This window comes from Burkholderiaceae bacterium (assembly GCA_024235995.1).
Taxonomy (GTDB): domain Bacteria; phylum Pseudomonadota; class Gammaproteobacteria; order Burkholderiales; family Burkholderiaceae_C; genus Ottowia.
The window spans coordinates 63,526-78,859 of record JACKLI010000002.1; the positions used below are offsets into that span (position 1 = coordinate 63,526).

The 15,334-nt window shown below is 69.1% G+C and carries 10 protein-coding genes; 3 read left to right on the forward strand and 7 right to left on the reverse strand.

Annotated elements, in window-relative coordinates; genetic code table 11:
• Positions 1 to 11: 11 nt before the first annotated feature.
• The 5 genes from ugpQ to ugpB form a co-directional block, all read right to left on the reverse strand.
• Positions 12 to 755 carry a glycerophosphodiester phosphodiesterase gene (gene ugpQ, locus H6927_18010; protein MCP5219979.1) on the reverse strand — a complete coding sequence of 248 codons (744 nt, stop codon included), beginning with the start codon at positions 753 to 755 and terminating at the stop codon, positions 12 to 14.
• Positions 756 to 834: 79 nt separating this feature from the next.
• Positions 835 to 1,857, reverse strand: coding sequence for a sn-glycerol-3-phosphate ABC transporter ATP-binding protein UgpC (ugpC, locus tag H6927_18015; protein MCP5219980.1), 1,023 nt, complete (start codon positions 1,855 to 1,857; stop codon positions 835 to 837).
• A gap of 11 nt (positions 1,858 to 1,868) precedes the next feature.
• Positions 1,869 to 2,723, reverse strand: a complete 855-nt coding sequence (gene ugpE, locus H6927_18020) for a sn-glycerol-3-phosphate ABC transporter permease UgpE (GenBank protein ID MCP5219981.1) — start codon at positions 2,721 to 2,723, stop codon at positions 1,869 to 1,871.
• Between the two features lie 5 nt (positions 2,724 to 2,728).
• Positions 2,729 to 3,610 (reverse strand): sn-glycerol-3-phosphate ABC transporter permease UgpA, encoded by an 882-nt coding sequence (ugpA, locus tag H6927_18025; GenBank protein MCP5219982.1) that lies wholly within the window; start codon positions 3,608 to 3,610, stop codon positions 2,729 to 2,731.
• Between the two features lie 142 nt (positions 3,611 to 3,752).
• Positions 3,753 to 5,069: a sn-glycerol-3-phosphate ABC transporter substrate-binding protein UgpB gene (gene ugpB, locus H6927_18030; GenBank protein MCP5219983.1), complete on the reverse strand. Its 1,317-nt coding sequence runs from the start codon at positions 5,067 to 5,069 to the stop codon at positions 3,753 to 3,755.
• 271 nt (positions 5,070 to 5,340) lie between these two features.
• On the opposite strand from ugpB, the gene serA reads away from it, so the two are divergent.
• The gene (gene serA / locus H6927_18035) at positions 5,341 to 6,570 is read left to right on the forward strand and encodes a phosphoglycerate dehydrogenase (GenBank protein ID MCP5219984.1); all 1,230 of its coding nucleotides are present in this window, start codon (positions 5,341 to 5,343) and stop codon (positions 6,568 to 6,570) included.
• Between the two features lie 256 nt (positions 6,571 to 6,826).
• Complete coding sequence (locus tag H6927_18040; protein MCP5219985.1) at positions 6,827 to 10,702, forward strand: FAD/FMN-binding oxidoreductase; 3,876 nt, start codon at positions 6,827 to 6,829, stop codon at positions 10,700 to 10,702.
• A gap of 73 nt (positions 10,703 to 10,775) precedes the next feature.
• On the opposite strand, the gene H6927_18045 is transcribed toward H6927_18040, so the two are convergent.
• Entirely contained in the window at positions 10,776 to 11,873 is a 1,098-nt protein-coding gene (locus H6927_18045) for an AI-2E family transporter (protein MCP5219986.1), read from the reverse strand.
• Between the two features lie 129 nt (positions 11,874 to 12,002).
• On the opposite strand from H6927_18045, the gene H6927_18050 reads away from it, so the two are divergent.
• Positions 12,003 to 12,464 carry a DUF971 domain-containing protein gene (locus H6927_18050; GenBank protein ID MCP5219987.1) on the forward strand — a complete coding sequence of 154 codons (462 nt, stop codon included), beginning with the start codon at positions 12,003 to 12,005 and terminating at the stop codon, positions 12,462 to 12,464.
• Between the two features lie 15 nt (positions 12,465 to 12,479).
• Here H6927_18050 and ppc read toward each other — a convergent pair whose 3' ends face one another.
• On the reverse strand, positions 12,480 to 15,293 hold the full coding sequence (ppc, locus tag H6927_18055) for a phosphoenolpyruvate carboxylase (GenBank protein MCP5219988.1): 2,814 nt from the start codon (positions 15,291 to 15,293) through the stop codon (positions 12,480 to 12,482).
• Positions 15,294 to 15,334 lie beyond the last annotated feature (41 nt).

The window sequence follows — 15,334 nt, forward strand, 5'->3', positions numbered from 1 at the left end:
CTTGTCCCGGGTCAGGGCGACGCCGCCGGGCTGAACAGGTCCACCCGGTCGGTCACCACGCCGTCGGTGCCCAGATCGATGAGGCGCTGGGCGGCCCATTCGTCGTTGACGGTGTAGCTCAAGGCCCGCATGCCGGCGGCCTTGACCTGGGCGACGGTGCCCGCGTCCCACAGCGCGTGGTTGCAGACGATGGCCACGCAGCCCAGCTGCCGGGCGGTGTCCAGCCAGCCGTCCCACAGCGTGTCCAGCAGCAGGCCGCGCGGCAGTTGCGGCGCGGCCTGCCGGGCGCCGGCCAGCGATGCGGGCTTGAAGGAGGTCAGCAGCGGCGGCACGGCGGCGCCCTGCCACAGGCGCGCGGCCAGGGTGGCGACGGCCTGGCCGGTGGACTCTTCCAGGCCCGGGGTGGGCTTGATCTCGATGTCCAGGTGGTACCGGTTGCGCAGGCAAAAGCGGGCGATGCGCTCCAGCGTGGGCAGCGGCTCGCCGGCGTAGGCGCGCGAATGCCAGCTGCCGGCGTCCAGCTGGGCCAGCGCGCCCCAGGGCTGCTTGCCGGCGATGCCCTGGCCGTTGGTCGTGCGCTCCAGCGTGTCGTCGTGCAGCAGAAACAGCACGCCGTCGGCCGACAGCTTGGCGTCGCACTCGAACATGCGGTAGCCCTGCGCCGCGCCGTGGCGAAAGGCGGCCAGCGTGTTCTCGGGCGCCAGCTTGCCGGCGCCGCGGTGGGCGATCCAGAAGGGGTAGGGCCAGGGGGTCATGGGAGGTTGGGCGTTCAGCGTTTGGCGTTGAGCGTGGGCGGGAACGCTCAACGCCAAACGCTGAACGCTGAACCTCCCCTCAGGCTTCGATGCGCAGGCCCGTGGCGGCATCGAAGCCGTGGATGCGGTCTTCCAGCGGCAGCACGTGCAACTGCTGGCCGGGCGCCGGCGGCGCCTCGGTTTCGTTCATGCGCAAAATGGTCCAGGGGCCTTGCGGGCCGTTCAGGTGGCCGTAGATCAGGCGCTCGGCGCCCAGCATCTCCACGGTCTGCACGTGCAATTGCCAGCCGCCGGAGTCGGCCACGCGCAGGTGCTCGGGGCGGATGCCCAGCAGCACGCCTTCGCGCACGCCTTCGATGCCGGTCAGCAGGTTCATGGGCGGCGCGCCGATGAAGCCGGCCACGAAGGTGCTGGCCGGGCGGTGGTAGACCTCGTCGGGCGTGCCGAACTGCTCCATGCGGCCGGCGTTCATCACGATCATGCGCTGGGCCAGGGTCATGGCCTCGACCTGGTCGTGGGTGACGAAGAGGGACGTGATGCCCAGCTCGCGGTGCAGCTTCTCGATCTCCAGCCGGGTCTGCGCGCGCAGCTTGGCGTCCAGGTTGGACAGCGGCTCGTCGAACAGGAAAACCTGCGGCTGGCGCACGATGGCGCGCCCCATGGCCACGCGCTGGCGCTGGCCGCCCGACAGTTCGCGCGGCTTGCGTTGCAGCAGGCCGCCCAGCTCCAGGATGCCGGCGGCCTTGTCCACCCGGGCACGGATGTCGCTGGCGGGCACCTTCTTGATCTTCAGCCCATAGGCCATGTTGTCGAACACGCTCATGTGCGGGTACAGCGCGTAGTTCTGGAACACCATGGCGATGTCGCGCTCGGACGGCTCCAGGTCGTTGACCACGCGCTCGCCGATCGAGATCTCGCCTTCGGTGATCTCCTCCAGCCCCGCCACCATGCGCAGCAGGGTGGACTTGCCGCAGCCCGAGGGGCCGACGATGACGACGAACTCGCCGTCGTCGACGTGGGCGGTCACGCCGTGGATGACCTGGTTGGCCTTGGGGCCGCTGCCGTAGCGCTTGATGACGTTGTTGAATTGGATGGCGGCCATGTCTTGACGGTTTATTTCTCGGTATCCACCAGGCCCTTGACGAACCACTTCTGCATCAGGATCACCACCACCGCCGGTGGCAGCATGGCCAGGATGGCGGTGGCCATCACCACGTTCCACTCGACGTAGATCTCGCCGAAGATGGCCCGCTTGATGCCCAGCACGATGGGGTACATGTCCTCGCTGGTGGTCGCGATCAGGGGCCACAGGTACTGGTTCCAGCCGTAGATGAACTGGATCACGAACAGGGCGGCCATGCTGGTCTTGGACAGCGGCAGCAGGATATCCTTGAAAAAGCGCATCGGCCCGGCGCCGTCGATGCGCGCGGCCTCGGCCAGCTCGTCGGGCACCGTCAGGAAAAATTGGCGGAACAGGAAGGTGGCGGTGGCCGAGGCGATCAGCGGCACCGTCAGGCCAGCGTAGGTGTTGATCAGGCGCAGGTCGGCCACCACCTGGTAGGTCGGGCCGATGCGCACCTCCACCGGCAGCATCAGGGTGATGAAGATGGTCCAGAACACCAGGCCGCGGAAGGGAAAGCGGAAGTAGACGATGGCAAAGGCCGAGATGATGGAAATGGCGATCTTGCCCAGCGCGATCACCATGGCCACCACGAAGCTCACCCACAGCATGGGCCAGCCGGCCGCAATGGTGGAGCCGCTGTGGGTCTTGCCGCCCATCAGGGCCAGGCGGTAGCTCTCGACGATGTTGCCGCCCGGCACCAGCGACAGCGGGTTGCTGCCGGCGATCTGGTCGGCCGTCTGGGTGGACATGACGATGGCGATGAACACCGGAAACGCCACCACCGCCACGCCCAGGATGAGCACGGCGTGGGAGACGAAGTCCAGCACGGGGCGGCGTTCAACCATCATGATCAGTACTGGACCTTTTTCTCGACGAAGCGGAACTGAAAGACGGTGAGCAGGATCACCACCGCCATCAGCACCGCCGACTGCGCGGCCGAGCCGCCCATGTCCAGCGCCTTGAAGCCGTCGTAGTACACGCGGTAGACCAGGATGGCGGTGTCCTTGCCCGGGCCGCCGTGCGTGGCGGCGTCGACGATGGCGAAGGTGTCGAAGAAGGCGTAGATCACGTTCATCACCAGCAGGAAGAAGGTGGTGGGCGAGAGCAGCGGGAACACGATGGTCCAGAAGCGCCGCCAGGGCGTGGCGCCGTCGATGGTGGCGGCCTCGAGCACCGAGGAGGGCACCGACTGCAGGCCGGCCAGGAAGAACAGGAAGTTGTAGGAAATCTGCTTCCACACCGCGGCGATCACGATCAGCGTCATCGCGTCGCGGCTGTTCAGCAGGTGGTTCCAGTCGTAGCCCAGCGCCTGCAGCAGGTGCGAGATCACGCCCCAGGGCGAGGCGAACATCATCAGCCACAGCAGGCCGGCCACCACGGGCGCCACGGCGTAGGGCCAGATCAGCAGGGTGCGGTACACCAGGGCGCCGCGCACCACGCGGTTGGCCATCACCGCCAGCAGCAGCGCGATGCAGATGCCGAACACCGCCACCAGGATGGAGAACACGGCGGTGGTGCGTGCCGACGCCAGGTAGCTGGGGTCGTTCCACAGCTGCTCGAAGTTGGCCCAGCCGACGAACTGGCTGGAGGCGCCGAAGGCGTCTTCCTGCAGCACGCTCTGGTACAGGGTCTGCCCCGCGGGCCAGAAGAAGAACACCAGCACGATCGCCATCTGCGGGGCCACCAGCAGCCAGGGCAGCCAGGCCGACTTGAAGCGAACGCGTTTTTCCATGGGCAGCGATGGTAGCGTGAACCGAGCGGGACCCGAGGAGTGCGCCGGAAACTATGAAAACGATAGCTTATTGGGCATGATCGGCGGGGGCCAAGGCCGGATTTGGCTTGAAAACCCGGGCTGGCCGCCCGCCTGCTGCGCATCAGCCGCCGTTGGCCTTTTGGAAGCGCTCCAGCTGCTCGTTGCCGCGCTTGACGATGGCGTCCAGCGCCTCCTTGGGCGTCTTCTTGCCGGACCAGATGTTCTCGGTTTCCTCGTCGGCGATGGTGCGCACCTGCAGGAAGTTGCCGATGCGGATGCCGCGCGACTTGTCGGTGGTCTTCTTGATCATCTGCTCCACCGCCACCTCGGCGCCTGGGTTCTTCTTGTAGAAGCCGCTCTTTTCGGTCAGCTCGTAGGCGGCCTTGGTCACCGGCAGGTAGCCGGTGCGCTGGTGGCTGGCGGCGGCCACTTCGGGTTGCGACAGATAGGCCAGGAACTTGCCCACGCCCTTGTACACCTCAGGCTTCTTGCCCGACATGACCCACAGGCTGGCGCCGCCGATCACGGAGTTCTGCGGCGCGCCGGGCACGTCGGGGTAGTAGGGCAGGGTGCTGACGCCGAACTCGAACTTGGCGTTGCGCTTGAGGTTGCCCAGCAGGCCGGCCGAGAACGTGCCCATGGCGCATTCGCCCGAGACCATGGTGGCGTCGGCCGCGTTGTCGCGGCCCTTGTAGACGAACTGGCCGTTCTTGGCCATGGCTGCCAGGTTCTCGAAGTGGCGCAGGTGCAGCGGGCTGTTGACCTGCAACCGCGTGCCCAGGCCGCCGAAGCCGTTGTTGAGCGAGGAGAACAGCACGTTGTGCCAGGCCGAGAAGTTCTCCAGCTGCGTCCAGCTGATCCAGCTGGTGGTGAACGGACACTTGTGGCCGGAGGCCTTGAGCTTGCCGGCGGCCAGCGCCACCTCGGGCCAGGTCTTGGGCGGCTTGTTCGGGTCCAGGCCGGCGGCCTTGAAGGCGTCCTTGTTGTAATAGAACACCGCCGTCGAGCTGTTGAAGGGAAAGCTCAGCATCTGCCCGTTGGGTGCGGTGTAGTAGCCGGCCACGGCGGGCACGTAGGCCTTGGGGTCGAAGTTGACGTTGGCCAGCTTCATCACCTCGGCCACGGGCTTGATGGCGCCCTTGCTGTACATCATGGTGGCGGTGCCGACCTCGAACACCTGCAGGATGTCGGGCGCGTTGCCGGCGCGGAAGGCCGCGATGGCCGCCGTCATCGACTCGCCATAGCTGCCCTTGAAGGTGGGCACCACCTTGTATTCCTTCTGGCTGGCGTTGAACTGGTTGGCCAGGTCGGTCACCCATTCGCCCAGGGCGCCGCCCATGGAGTGCCACCACTGGATTTCGGTCTGCGCGTGCGCGGGCCCGGCCAGGCCGAGGGACAGGACGGCGGCGCCAGCCAGCGCCAGGGATTTGAATCGCATGAGAACTCCTCTGGAAAATTTGAAATCAGGGCGTTGCCGCCCGTGCATGCGCGGATCGCGGGCCCCATGATGCCGCGCGACTGTGACGTTTTCGCACACCGGCGGGCCTGGCGGCAAGCGGGATAACCCGTTCGGGCCCGGCCCGCCCGCCCCGCGCGCCCACAAAACAGGGAGGCCGCCAAGGATATTGCTGCGGTGCACAATGGCCGGCTTCCGTCGCGCAGCCGCCGCCGGCGCGCACCCGTTCCCTGCATTTTTCTGACTGAAACCCATGCCCAAGACCTCGCTGGACAAGAGCAAGATCAAATTTCTGTTGCTGGAGGGCATACACCCCCACGCCCAGGAGGTGCTGCGCGGCGCCGGCTATTCGCAGATCGAGCTGCTGCCCAAGGCGCTGGAAGGCGATGAGCTGAAGCACAAGCTGGCCGACGCGCACTTCGTGGGCATCCGCTCGCGCACGCAGCTGACGGCCGAGGTGCTGGCGCACGCGCCCAGGCTGGTGGCCATCGGGGCGTTCTGCATCGGCACCAACCAGATCGACCTGAAGGCCGCCAGCCAGCAGGGCATCGCGGTGTTCAACGCGCCGTACTCCAACACCCGCTCGGTGGCCGAGCTGGTGCTGGCCGAGGCCATCCTGCTGCTGCGCGGTATCCCGGCGCGCAACGCGGCGGCGCACCGCGGCGGCTGGCTCAAGAGCGCCGACGATTCGCACGAGATCCGCGGCAAGACGCTGGGCATCGTCGGCTACGGCAACATCGGCACGCAGCTGTCGGTGCTGGCCGAGGGCCTGGGCATGCGCGTGATCTTCCACGACGTGGTCACCAAGCTGCCGCTGGGCAACGCGCAGCAGGTGCGCAGCCTGCAGGAGCTGCTGCGGGCTGCCGACGTGGTCAGCCTGCACGTGCCGCAGCTGCCGTCCACGCAGTGGATGATCGGCGCCGCCGAGATCGCCGCGCTCAAGCCGGGCGCGGTGTTCATCAACGCCTCGCGCGGCACGGTGGTCGAGATCGAGCCGCTGGCCGCGGCGCTGAAGGCCGGCCGGCTGGCGGGCGCGGCCATCGACGTGTTCCCCGCCGAGCCCAAGAGCAACAAGGACGAGTTCGTCTCGCCCCTGCGCGGGCTGGACCACGTGATCCTCACGCCGCACATCGGCGGCTCCACGCTGGAGGCGCAGGCCAACATCGGCCTGGAGGTGGCCGAGAAGCTGGCCAAGTACAGCGACAACGGCAGCACCATCACCTCGGTCAACTTCCCCGAGGTGGCGCTGCCCGCGCACCCCGGCAAGCACCGCATCCTGCACGTGCACCGCAACGTGCCGGGGGTGCTCTCGGCCATCAACCGCGTGTTCTCGGACAACCACATCAACATCGCCGCCCAGCACCTGCAGACCAACGCCGACATCGGCTACGTGGTGATCGACCTGGACGCCGAATCGTCGGACGTGGCGCTGCAACACCTGGCGGACGTTCCGGGCACCATCCGCTGCCGCGTGCTGTTTTAGTGACACCCCCCTGAGTCGCTGCGCGCCTTCCCCCCTCTCTGGCGCTATCGCTTGGAGGGGGGACAACGCCAGTGGCCGGCGCAGGTCCGGCCACGGCGTTCGCTGGCATGGCCTGCTTCGCGGCCATCGGGCTCTTTCAGATTCTTGTGCTGCCGGCGGTGCCAGGTGTTCGCAGCCAATGGGGAGGGCCTGACCTAAAATCGACGGCCCACGAGTTTGTGGGCCGAATGCCATCGGCCCCGCCCCAGAGCCGCCGATGAACGCCCCGCTTGCGCCGCTTGCCACCGCGCCCCTTGCCGAGCCCGCGCGCCTGCGCGAGATTCCGTACAACTACACCAGCTTTTCCGACCGCGAGATCGTGCTGCGCCTGCTGGGCGCGCGCGCCTGGGAGCTGCTGCAGGTGCTGCGGGCCGAGCGCCACACCGGCCGCTCGGCGCGCATGCTGTACGAGGTGCTGGGCGACATCTGGGTGGTGCGGCGCAACCCCTATCTGCAGGACGACCTGCTGGACAGCCCCAAGCGCCGGCGCCTGCTGGTGCAGGCGCTGCGCCACCGCCTGGCCGAGATCGACAAGCGCCGCCACCCCGAGGATGACGCCGCCCGCGATGCGCTGGTGGGCGATCTGCTGGCCGCCGCCCGGCGCGTGGTGGACGCCTTCGACCGCTCCTTCGACAAGGTGGCCGAGCTGCGCCGGCGCGCCGCGCGCGTGCTGGGACGCCACACGCACAAGGACAACATCAAGTTCGACGGCCTGTCGCGCGTCAGCCACGTGACCGACGCCACCGACTGGCGGGTGGAGTTTCCGCTGGTGGTGCTCACGCCCGACAGCGAGGCCGAGATGGCCGCGCTGGTGGCCGGCTGCATCGAGCTGGGCCTCACCATCATTCCGCGTGGCGGCGGCACCGGCTACACCGGCGGCGCCATCGCGCTGGACTGGAAGAGCGCCGTCATCAACACCGAAAAGCTGCTGGGCATGGGCGCGGTCGAGCGCGTGCGCCTGCCCGGGCTCGACCACGAGGTGCCCACCCTCTGGACCGAGGCCGGCGTGGTGACGCAGCGCGTGGCCGACGCGGCCGAGGACGCGGGCCTGGTGTTTGCGGTGGACCCGACCAGCGCCGAGGCCAGCTGCATCGGCGGCAACATCGCCATGAACGCCGGCGGCAAGAAGGCCGTGCTGTGGGGCACGGCGCTGGACAACCTGGCCAGCTGGCGCATGGTCACGCCCGATGGCGGCTGGCTGGAGGTCACGCGCGTGGGCCACAACCTGGGCAAGATCCACGACGCCGAGCTGGCCAGCTTCGAGCTGCAGTACTTCGACGCCAGCGGCAAGACCTTGGTCAAGACCGAGCGCCTGGACATTCCCGGCGCGCAGTTTCGCAAGGCCGGCCTGGGCAAGGACGTGACCGACAAGTTCCTGGCCGGCCTGCCGGGTGTGCAAAAGGAAGGCTGCGACGGCCTGATCACCAGCGCGCGCTGGGTGCTGCACCGCATGCCCGAGCACACGCGCACCGTGTGCCTGGAGTTTTTCGGCCACGCCAAGGACGCCGTGCCCAGCATCGTCGAGATCAAGGACTTCATGTTCGCGGAGCAAAAGCGCACAGGGACCTTGCTCGCCGGCCTGGAGCACCTGGACGACCGCTACCTGCGTGCCGTGGGCTACAGCACCAAGAGCAAGCGCGGCGGCCTGCCCAAGATGGTGCTGGTGGGCGACATTGCGGGCGACGACGCGGACGCCGTGGCGCGCGCCACCAGCGAGGTGGTGCGCATCGCCAACTCGCGCGCGGGCGAGGGCTTCGTCGCCGTGGCGCCCGAGGCGCGCAAGAAATTCTGGGCCGACCGCAAGAAAACGGCTGCCATCAGCCGCCACACCAACGCCTTCAAGATCAACGAGGACGTGGTGATTCCGCTGCCGCGCATGGCCGAGTACACCGACGGCATCGAGCGCATCAACATCGAGCTCTCCCTGCGCAACAAGATCGAGCTGGCCGACGCGCTGGAGGCCTTCCTGCAAGGCGGCAAGCTGCCCCTGGGCCCGGCCAGCGCCGAGCCGCCGCCGCCCGAGCTGCTGCACGAGAAGGTGGAACTGGCGCTGGACGTGGTGCGCCAGGCGCGCACGCTGTGGCAGGGCTGGCTGCGCGACGTGGAGCTGCTGTTTCCCCAGCTGCAGGACCACAGCCTGCGCGCCAGCTGGAAGACGCAGATCCGCGCGCCGCTGCAAGGCATCTTCACCGGCAGCGACTTCGAGCCGCTGCTGGCCGCCCTGGGCGAGATCCAGCAGCGCGTGCTCAAGGGCCGCGTGTGGATCGCCCTGCACATGCACGCGGGCGACGGCAACGTGCACACCAACATTCCCGTGCACAGCGACAACTACGCCATGCTGCAGACCGCGCACCAGGCGGTGGACCGCGTGATGCAGCTGGCGCGCAGCCTGGATGGCGTGATCAGCGGCGAGCACGGCATCGGCATCACCAAGCTGCAGTACCTGAGCGACGAGGAGCTGGCGCCGTTTGCCGAGTACAAGCGCAAGGTGGACCCCGAGGGGCGCTTCAACCGCGGCAAGTTGCTACGGAACAAGGAGCTGCTTGCGCCCGGTGGACGCGCGCTGGCGGCCGATCTGACCAACGCCTACACGCCCAGCTTCGGCCTGATGGGGCACGAGTCGCTGCTGCTGCAGCAAAGCGATCTGGGCGCCATCGCCGACTCCATCAAGGACTGCCTGCGCTGCGGCAAGTGCAAGCCCGACTGCAGCACCCACGTGCCGCGCGCCAACCTGCTGTACAGCCCGCGCAACAAGATCCTGGCCACCTCGCTGTTGATCGAGGCCTTCCTGTACGAGGAGCAGACGCGCCGCGGCGTCAGCCTGGCGCACTGGAGCGAGTTCGAGGACGTGGCCGACCACTGCACCGTGTGCCACCGCTGCCTGGCGCCGTGCCCGGTCAAGATCGACTTTGGCGACGTGACCATGGCCATGCGCAACCTGCTGCGCAAGATGGGCCAGCAGAGCTTCCGGCCCGGCAAGGCGGCGGCCATGGCCTTTTTGAACGCCACCGAGCCGCGCGTCATCAACGCCGCGCGCGCGGTGATGACGGGCGTGGCCTTTCCGGCGCAGCGCGCGGTGGTCGATCTGCTGAAGGTGGCCGGCCGCCAGCAGACCGCGCACCCGCCCGCCACCGTGGGGCCGGCGCCGCTGCGCGAGCAGGTGGTCCACTTCGTCAACAAGAAGATGCCCGGCGGCCTGCCCAAGAAGACGGCGCGCGCGCTGCTGGACATCGAAGACCGCGCCTACGTGCCCGTCATCCGCGACCCCAGGGCGACCACCACCGACAGCGAGGCGGTGTTCTACTTTCCGGGCTGCGGCTCCGAGCGCTTGTTCAGCCAGGTCGGCCTGGCCACCCAGGCCATGCTGTGGCACGCCGGCGTGCAGACCGTGCTGCCGCCCGGCTACGTGTGCTGCGGCTATCCGCAGCGCGGCAGCGGCCAGTTCGACGCCGCCGAGAAGATGATCACCGACAACCGCGTGCTGCTGCACCGCGTGGCCACCACGCTGAACTACCTGGACATCAAGACCGTGGTGGTCAGCTGCGGCACCTGCTACGACCAGCTGGCCGACTACCGCTTCGAGCAGATCTTTCCGGGCTGCCGCATCGTCGACATCCACGAATACCTGCTGGAAAAAGGCATCACCCTGCCGGCGGCCCAGCAGGGCGCCTACCTGTACCACCAGCCCTGCCACGACCCGATGAAGCAGCAGGACTCGATGAAGACCGTCAAGGCGCTGATCGGCGAGCAGGTCGTCAAGAGCGAGCGCTGCTGCGGCGAGTCGGGCACGCTGGGCGTCACGCGCCCCGACATCTCCACCCAGGTGCGCTTTCGCAAGGAGCAGGAGATCAAGAAGGGCGAGGCCGCCCTGCGCGCCAGCGGCGCCGTGGGCGAGAAGGCCAACGTCAAGATCCTGACCAGCTGCCCCAGCTGCCTGCAGGGCCTCAAGCGCTACGAGGACGACCTGAGCAACGGCCTGCTGGAGGCCGACTACATCGTCATCGAGATGGCGCGCCACATCCTGGGCGAGAACTGGCTGCCCGACTACGTGGCGCGCGCCAACGCGGGCGGCATCGAGCGGGTGCTGGTTTGATGACCATCGAAACGATAGCTGACTGCGCTTGATTGGTGGGGGCTGCAGCCTGATTTGAATCAAAAACCCCAGCTCAGGGCTCGGGCGGCGGCGCGGGCGTCGGGCTGCTGGCCGGTGGCGCCTCTTCTTCCTCGGCCACGTTGAACAGCGCCCAGGCGGCGACGAACAGCGCCGCGATGGCCGGGCCGATGACGAAGCCGTTGAGCCCGAAGATCGAAATGCCGCCGATGGTCGACAGCAGCACCAGAAAGTCCGGCAGCTTGGTCTCCTTGCCCACCAAAATGGGGCGCAGCACGTTGTCCACCATGCCCATCACGCCCGCGCCCCACGCGGCCAGGCCGATGCCCGCCACCGCCGAGCCGGTGGCCAGCAGGTAGATGGCCACCGGCGCCCAGATCAGCGCCGCGCCCACCGCCGGCACCAGCGACAGCACCGCCATGGTCACGCCCCACAGCACCGCGCCGCCGATGCCCAGCACCGCAAAGGCCAGCCCGCCCAGCAGGCCCTGCACCAGCGCCACCACCACCGTGCCCTTGACGGTGGCGCGCACCACGGTGGCGAACTTGTGCAGCAGGTAGTTGGTGTGCGCCGGCTGCATGGGGATGGCGCCGCGAATCAAGCGCGCCAGATCGCGCCCGTCGCGCAGGAAGAAAAACAGCAGGTACAGCATGATGCCCAGGTTGACCACCACCAGCAGCGTGTTCTGCCCGATGGCCAGCGCGCGCGCCGTCAGCGCCTGGCCGCCCTGCACCAGCGCGGCCGACAGCTTGTCCATCACGTCCTGCAGGCTGACCAGGCCAAAGCGGCCCATCAGGCCGTGCACCCAGGCCGGCAGCGCGTCCACCACCTGCTGGAAGTAGGCGCGCAGGTCCAGCCCGCCGCCGCGCACCCGCTGGCTGAAGCTGGCCGCCTCGTCCACCATGGCGCCGATGATCAGGATCAGCGGCACCACCACGATCAGCAGGCAGATCAGCAGCGTGCCGACGGCCGCCAGCGTGGCGCGCCCGCGCAGGGCCACGCACAGGCGCCGCTGCAGGGGCATGAACATCAGCGTCAGCACCATGGCCCAGAACACCGCGCCGAAGAACGGCGAGATGACCCAGCAGAAAGCCACGGTGACCCCGGTCAGCAGCAGCAGGAAGACGGCGCGTTGCAGGGCAGGGGTGTTCACGAGACGGGCGGTGGGGCGGACGGGGCGCAAAGATTAGCAGAACGCCGGCAGGGCCATTGCCGCCGTGGTGCTGGCCATCGGCGGCGGGCGCGTCACAATCGATGCGGCAATACGAACGAGTGACCACCGATGGCTACCTCCAACCCTTCCCCCGTCGCCCAGAAATCCGCTTCCGCCCCGCCGCCCGAGTCGATCACCGTGCACGCCAGGTCGCGCGTGCTGGAGCTGGCGTGGGCCGACGGCACGGTCCATCGCATCCCGTTCGAGCTGATGCGCGTGTATTCGCCCTCGGCCGAGGTGCAGGGCCACGGCCCCGGCCAGGCGGTGCTGCAGACCGGCAAGCGCGACATCGACATCACTGCCATCGCCCCGGTGGGCAACTACGCGGTGCAGCCGCGCTTCTCGGACGGGCACGAAAGCGGCATCTTCACCTGGGAATACCTGCGCCACCTGGGCGCCGACCAGGAGGCGCTGTGGCGCGACTACGAGGCACGCCTGGCCGCGGCCGGGCGCGACCGCGACACCCCCATGCCCACGCTGGGCAAGGCCCCGGCGCAGCCCATGACGTTTCACGCCAAGCGGCCGCATTGAGCGGGCGGCCGCAGGTTAACCGGTGTTGCGGAGCCCCGCCGCGATGCCGTTGATGCTGATGTGGATGCCGGTCTGCACCCGGTCGTCGTGCTGGCCGGCGCGCCAGCGGCGGATCAGCTCGACCTGCAGGTGGTGCAGCGGGTCGATGTAGGGAAAGCGGTGGCGAATCGAGCGCGCCAGCGCGGTGTTGGCCGCCAGGCGCTGGCGCTCGCCGGTGATGCGCGCGAGCGCCTCGCTGGTGCGCTGCCACTCGGCCTCGATGGCGGCGAACACCTGCTTGCGCAGCCGGGCGTCCTGCACCAGCGCGCTGTAGCGCCTGGCCAGGGCCAGGTCGCTCTTGGCCAGCACCATGTCCATGTTGGACAGCAGGGTGCGAAAGAACGGCCACTGCCGGTGCATCCGGCGCAGCAGGGCCAGCTGGGCCGCGGGCTTGGCGCCGTGCGCGTGGATGAAGGCCTGCACCGCCGTGCCGAAGCCGAACCAGCCCGGCAGCGTGAGCCGGCACTGGCCCCAGCTGAAGCCCCAGGGAATGGCGCGCAAGTCCTCGATCTTCTGGCTGGGCTTGCGCGAGGCGGGGCGTGAACCCAGGTTGAGCTGGGCGATCTCGCGGATCGGCGTGGCGCTGAAGAAATAGTCGGTGAAGCCCGGTGTCTCGTACACCAGCGCGCGATACGCCGCCATGCTGGCTTGCGAGAGCTGCTCGGCCGCCGCCAGAAAAGCCGGGCTGGCCGGCTGGGTGGGCTGCAGCAGCGTGGCTTCCAGCGTGGCGGCCACCAGGGTTTCCAGGTTGCGCCGGCCGATCTCGGGGTTGGCGTACTTGCTGGCGATGACCTCGCCCTGCTCGGTCAGGCGGATCTGCCCGCGCACCGTGCCCGGCGGCTGCGCCAGGATGGCCTGGTAGCTGGGCCCGCCGCCGCGCCCCACGGTGCCGCCGCGGCCGTGGAACATGCGCAGGCGGATGGGTACGCCGGCCTGGCCGGCGTTCAATTCGTCAAACAGCGCCACCAGCGCGATCTCGGCGCGGTACAGCTCCCAGTTGCTGGTGAAGATGCCGCCGTCCTTGTTGCTGTCGCTGTAGCCCAGCATGATGTCCTGCTCGCCGCCGCTGCGCGCCACCAGCGCGGCCACGCCGGGCAGCTGGTAGAACTCGCGCATGATGGGCGCGGCGTTGCGCAGGTCGGCGATGGTCTCGAACAGGGGCACCACGATCAGGTCGGCGGTTGCTTCGGTGTCGAGCGTGCCGTGCAGCAGGGCCGTTTCCTTTTGCAGCAGCAGCACCTCCAGCAGGTCGCTGACCGTCTCGGTGTGGCTGATGATGCAGTGCCGGATGGCGGCGCGGCCGTAGCGGCGCAGCACCTGCGCGGCGGTCTCGAAGATGGCCAGCTCGCCGCGTGTGTGCTCGCTGTAGGGGGCGCCGGGCACGCGCAGCGGGCGCGCGTCGTTCAGCAGGCCGAGCAGCAGGGCGCGGCGCTGCGCCTCGTCGAGCGCGGCGTAGTCGGGCTCGATGCGCGCCGTGGCCAGCAGCTCGGCCAGCACGCGCTCGTGCTGGTCCGAGCTTTGCCGCAAGTCCACCGTGGCCAGGTGAAAGCCGAACACCTCCACCGCGCGGATCAGCGGCTGCAGGCGCCCGGCCGCCAGCGCGGCGCCGCGGTGCGAGCGCAGCGAGGTGTCGAGCGTGCGCAGGTCCTGCAGGAACTCCTCGGCGCTGGCGTACGCGCCTTGCGGCGCGACGGCGTGGCGCGCGGCCTCGCCGCCGGTCAGCTCGTGCAAGGTGGCGGCCAGGCGCGCGTACACGCCGGTCAGCGCGCGGCGGTAGGGCTCGTCGTCGCGGTGCGCGCTGGTGTCGGGCGAGCGCTCGGTAAGCAGCCGCATGGCGGGCGTGACCTCGACCAGCTTGCTGGACAGCGACAGCTCGCGCCCCAGGTGGTGCACCTCGGCCAGGTGGTGGCGCAGCGCCACCTCGGCCTGGCGGCGCAGTGCCAGCGCTAGGGTGTCGGCGCCCACGTTGGGGTTGCCGTCGCGGTCGCCGCCGATCCACTGGCCCATGCGCAGGAAGGGCGCCACGGCGTGCTGCGGCCCCAGCTCGCGCTCCAGGTCGGCGTAGATCCTGGGGATCTCGCGCAGGAAGGTGCTCTCGTAATACGACAGGGCGTTCTCGATCTCGTCGGCCACCGTGAGCTTGCTGTAGCGCAGCAGGCGCGTCTGCCACAGCTGGGCCACGCGGGCGCGCAGCTGCGCTTCGTTGGCGGCCAGCTGGCGCGGGCTGAGCGCGTCGCGGCCGGCCTTGAACAGCTGCGCGCGCTCGCGCAGGTCGTCGCGCTCGGCCAGCAGCTGGGCAATTTCGCGCTCGGCGTCCAGGATGCTCTTGCGCTGCACCTCGGTGGGGTGGGCCGTCAGCACGGGCGACACGTGGCTGGCCGCCAGCGTGCGCGCCACCGCGCCGGGCGCGATGCCGGCCGCGCGCAGGCGCGCCAGCGCCACCTCGATGCTGCCCTCCTGGGCGCTGCCGGCGCGCTCGTGCACGGCGCGGCGGCGGATGTGGTGCCGGTCCTCGGCCAGGTTGGCCAGGTGGCTGAAGTAGGTGAAGGCGCGGATCACGCTCACCGTCTGCTCGCCCGAGAGCGACTTCAGCAGCTTCTTCAGCGCCGCGTCGGCCGCGGCGTCGGCGTCGCGCCGGTAGGCCACCGACAGCTGGCGGATCTTTTCCACCAGCGCGTAGGCGGCCTCGCCCTCCTGCTCGCGGATCACCTCGCCCAGGATGCGCCCGAGCAGGCGGATGTCGTCGATCAGCGGCCGATCCTTGTCGGCCTTCTTGGCGGTGGCGGTCATGGGCGGTGGGGGTGGGCGCGCGCGGCGGCTGCGCTACAGTC

Excerpts from the sequence above, each read along its gene's own strand:
- ugpQ (MCP5219979.1), bottom strand. The coding sequence starts at position 755 with ATGACCCCCTGGCCCTACCCCTTCTGGATCGCCCACCGCGGCGCCGGC.
- ugpC (MCP5219980.1), bottom strand. The coding sequence starts at position 1,857 with ATGGCCGCCATCCAATTCAACAACGTCATCAAGCGCTACGGCAGCGGC.
- ugpE (MCP5219981.1), bottom strand. The coding sequence starts at position 2,723 with ATGGTTGAACGCCGCCCCGTGCTGGACTTCGTCTCCCACGCCGTGCTC.
- ugpA (MCP5219982.1), bottom strand. The coding sequence starts at position 3,610 with ATGGAAAAACGCGTTCGCTTCAAGTCGGCCTGGCTGCCCTGGCTGCTG.
- ugpB (MCP5219983.1), bottom strand. The coding sequence starts at position 5,069 with ATGCGATTCAAATCCCTGGCGCTGGCTGGCGCCGCCGTCCTGTCCCTC.
- serA (MCP5219984.1), top strand. The coding sequence starts at position 5,341 with ATGCCCAAGACCTCGCTGGACAAGAGCAAGATCAAATTTCTGTTGCTG.
- H6927_18040 (MCP5219985.1), top strand. The coding sequence starts at position 6,827 with ATGAACGCCCCGCTTGCGCCGCTTGCCACCGCGCCCCTTGCCGAGCCC.
- H6927_18050 (MCP5219987.1), top strand. The coding sequence starts at position 12,003 with ATGGCTACCTCCAACCCTTCCCCCGTCGCCCAGAAATCCGCTTCCGCC.
- ppc (MCP5219988.1), bottom strand. The coding sequence starts at position 15,293 with ATGACCGCCACCGCCAAGAAGGCCGACAAGGATCGGCCGCTGATCGAC.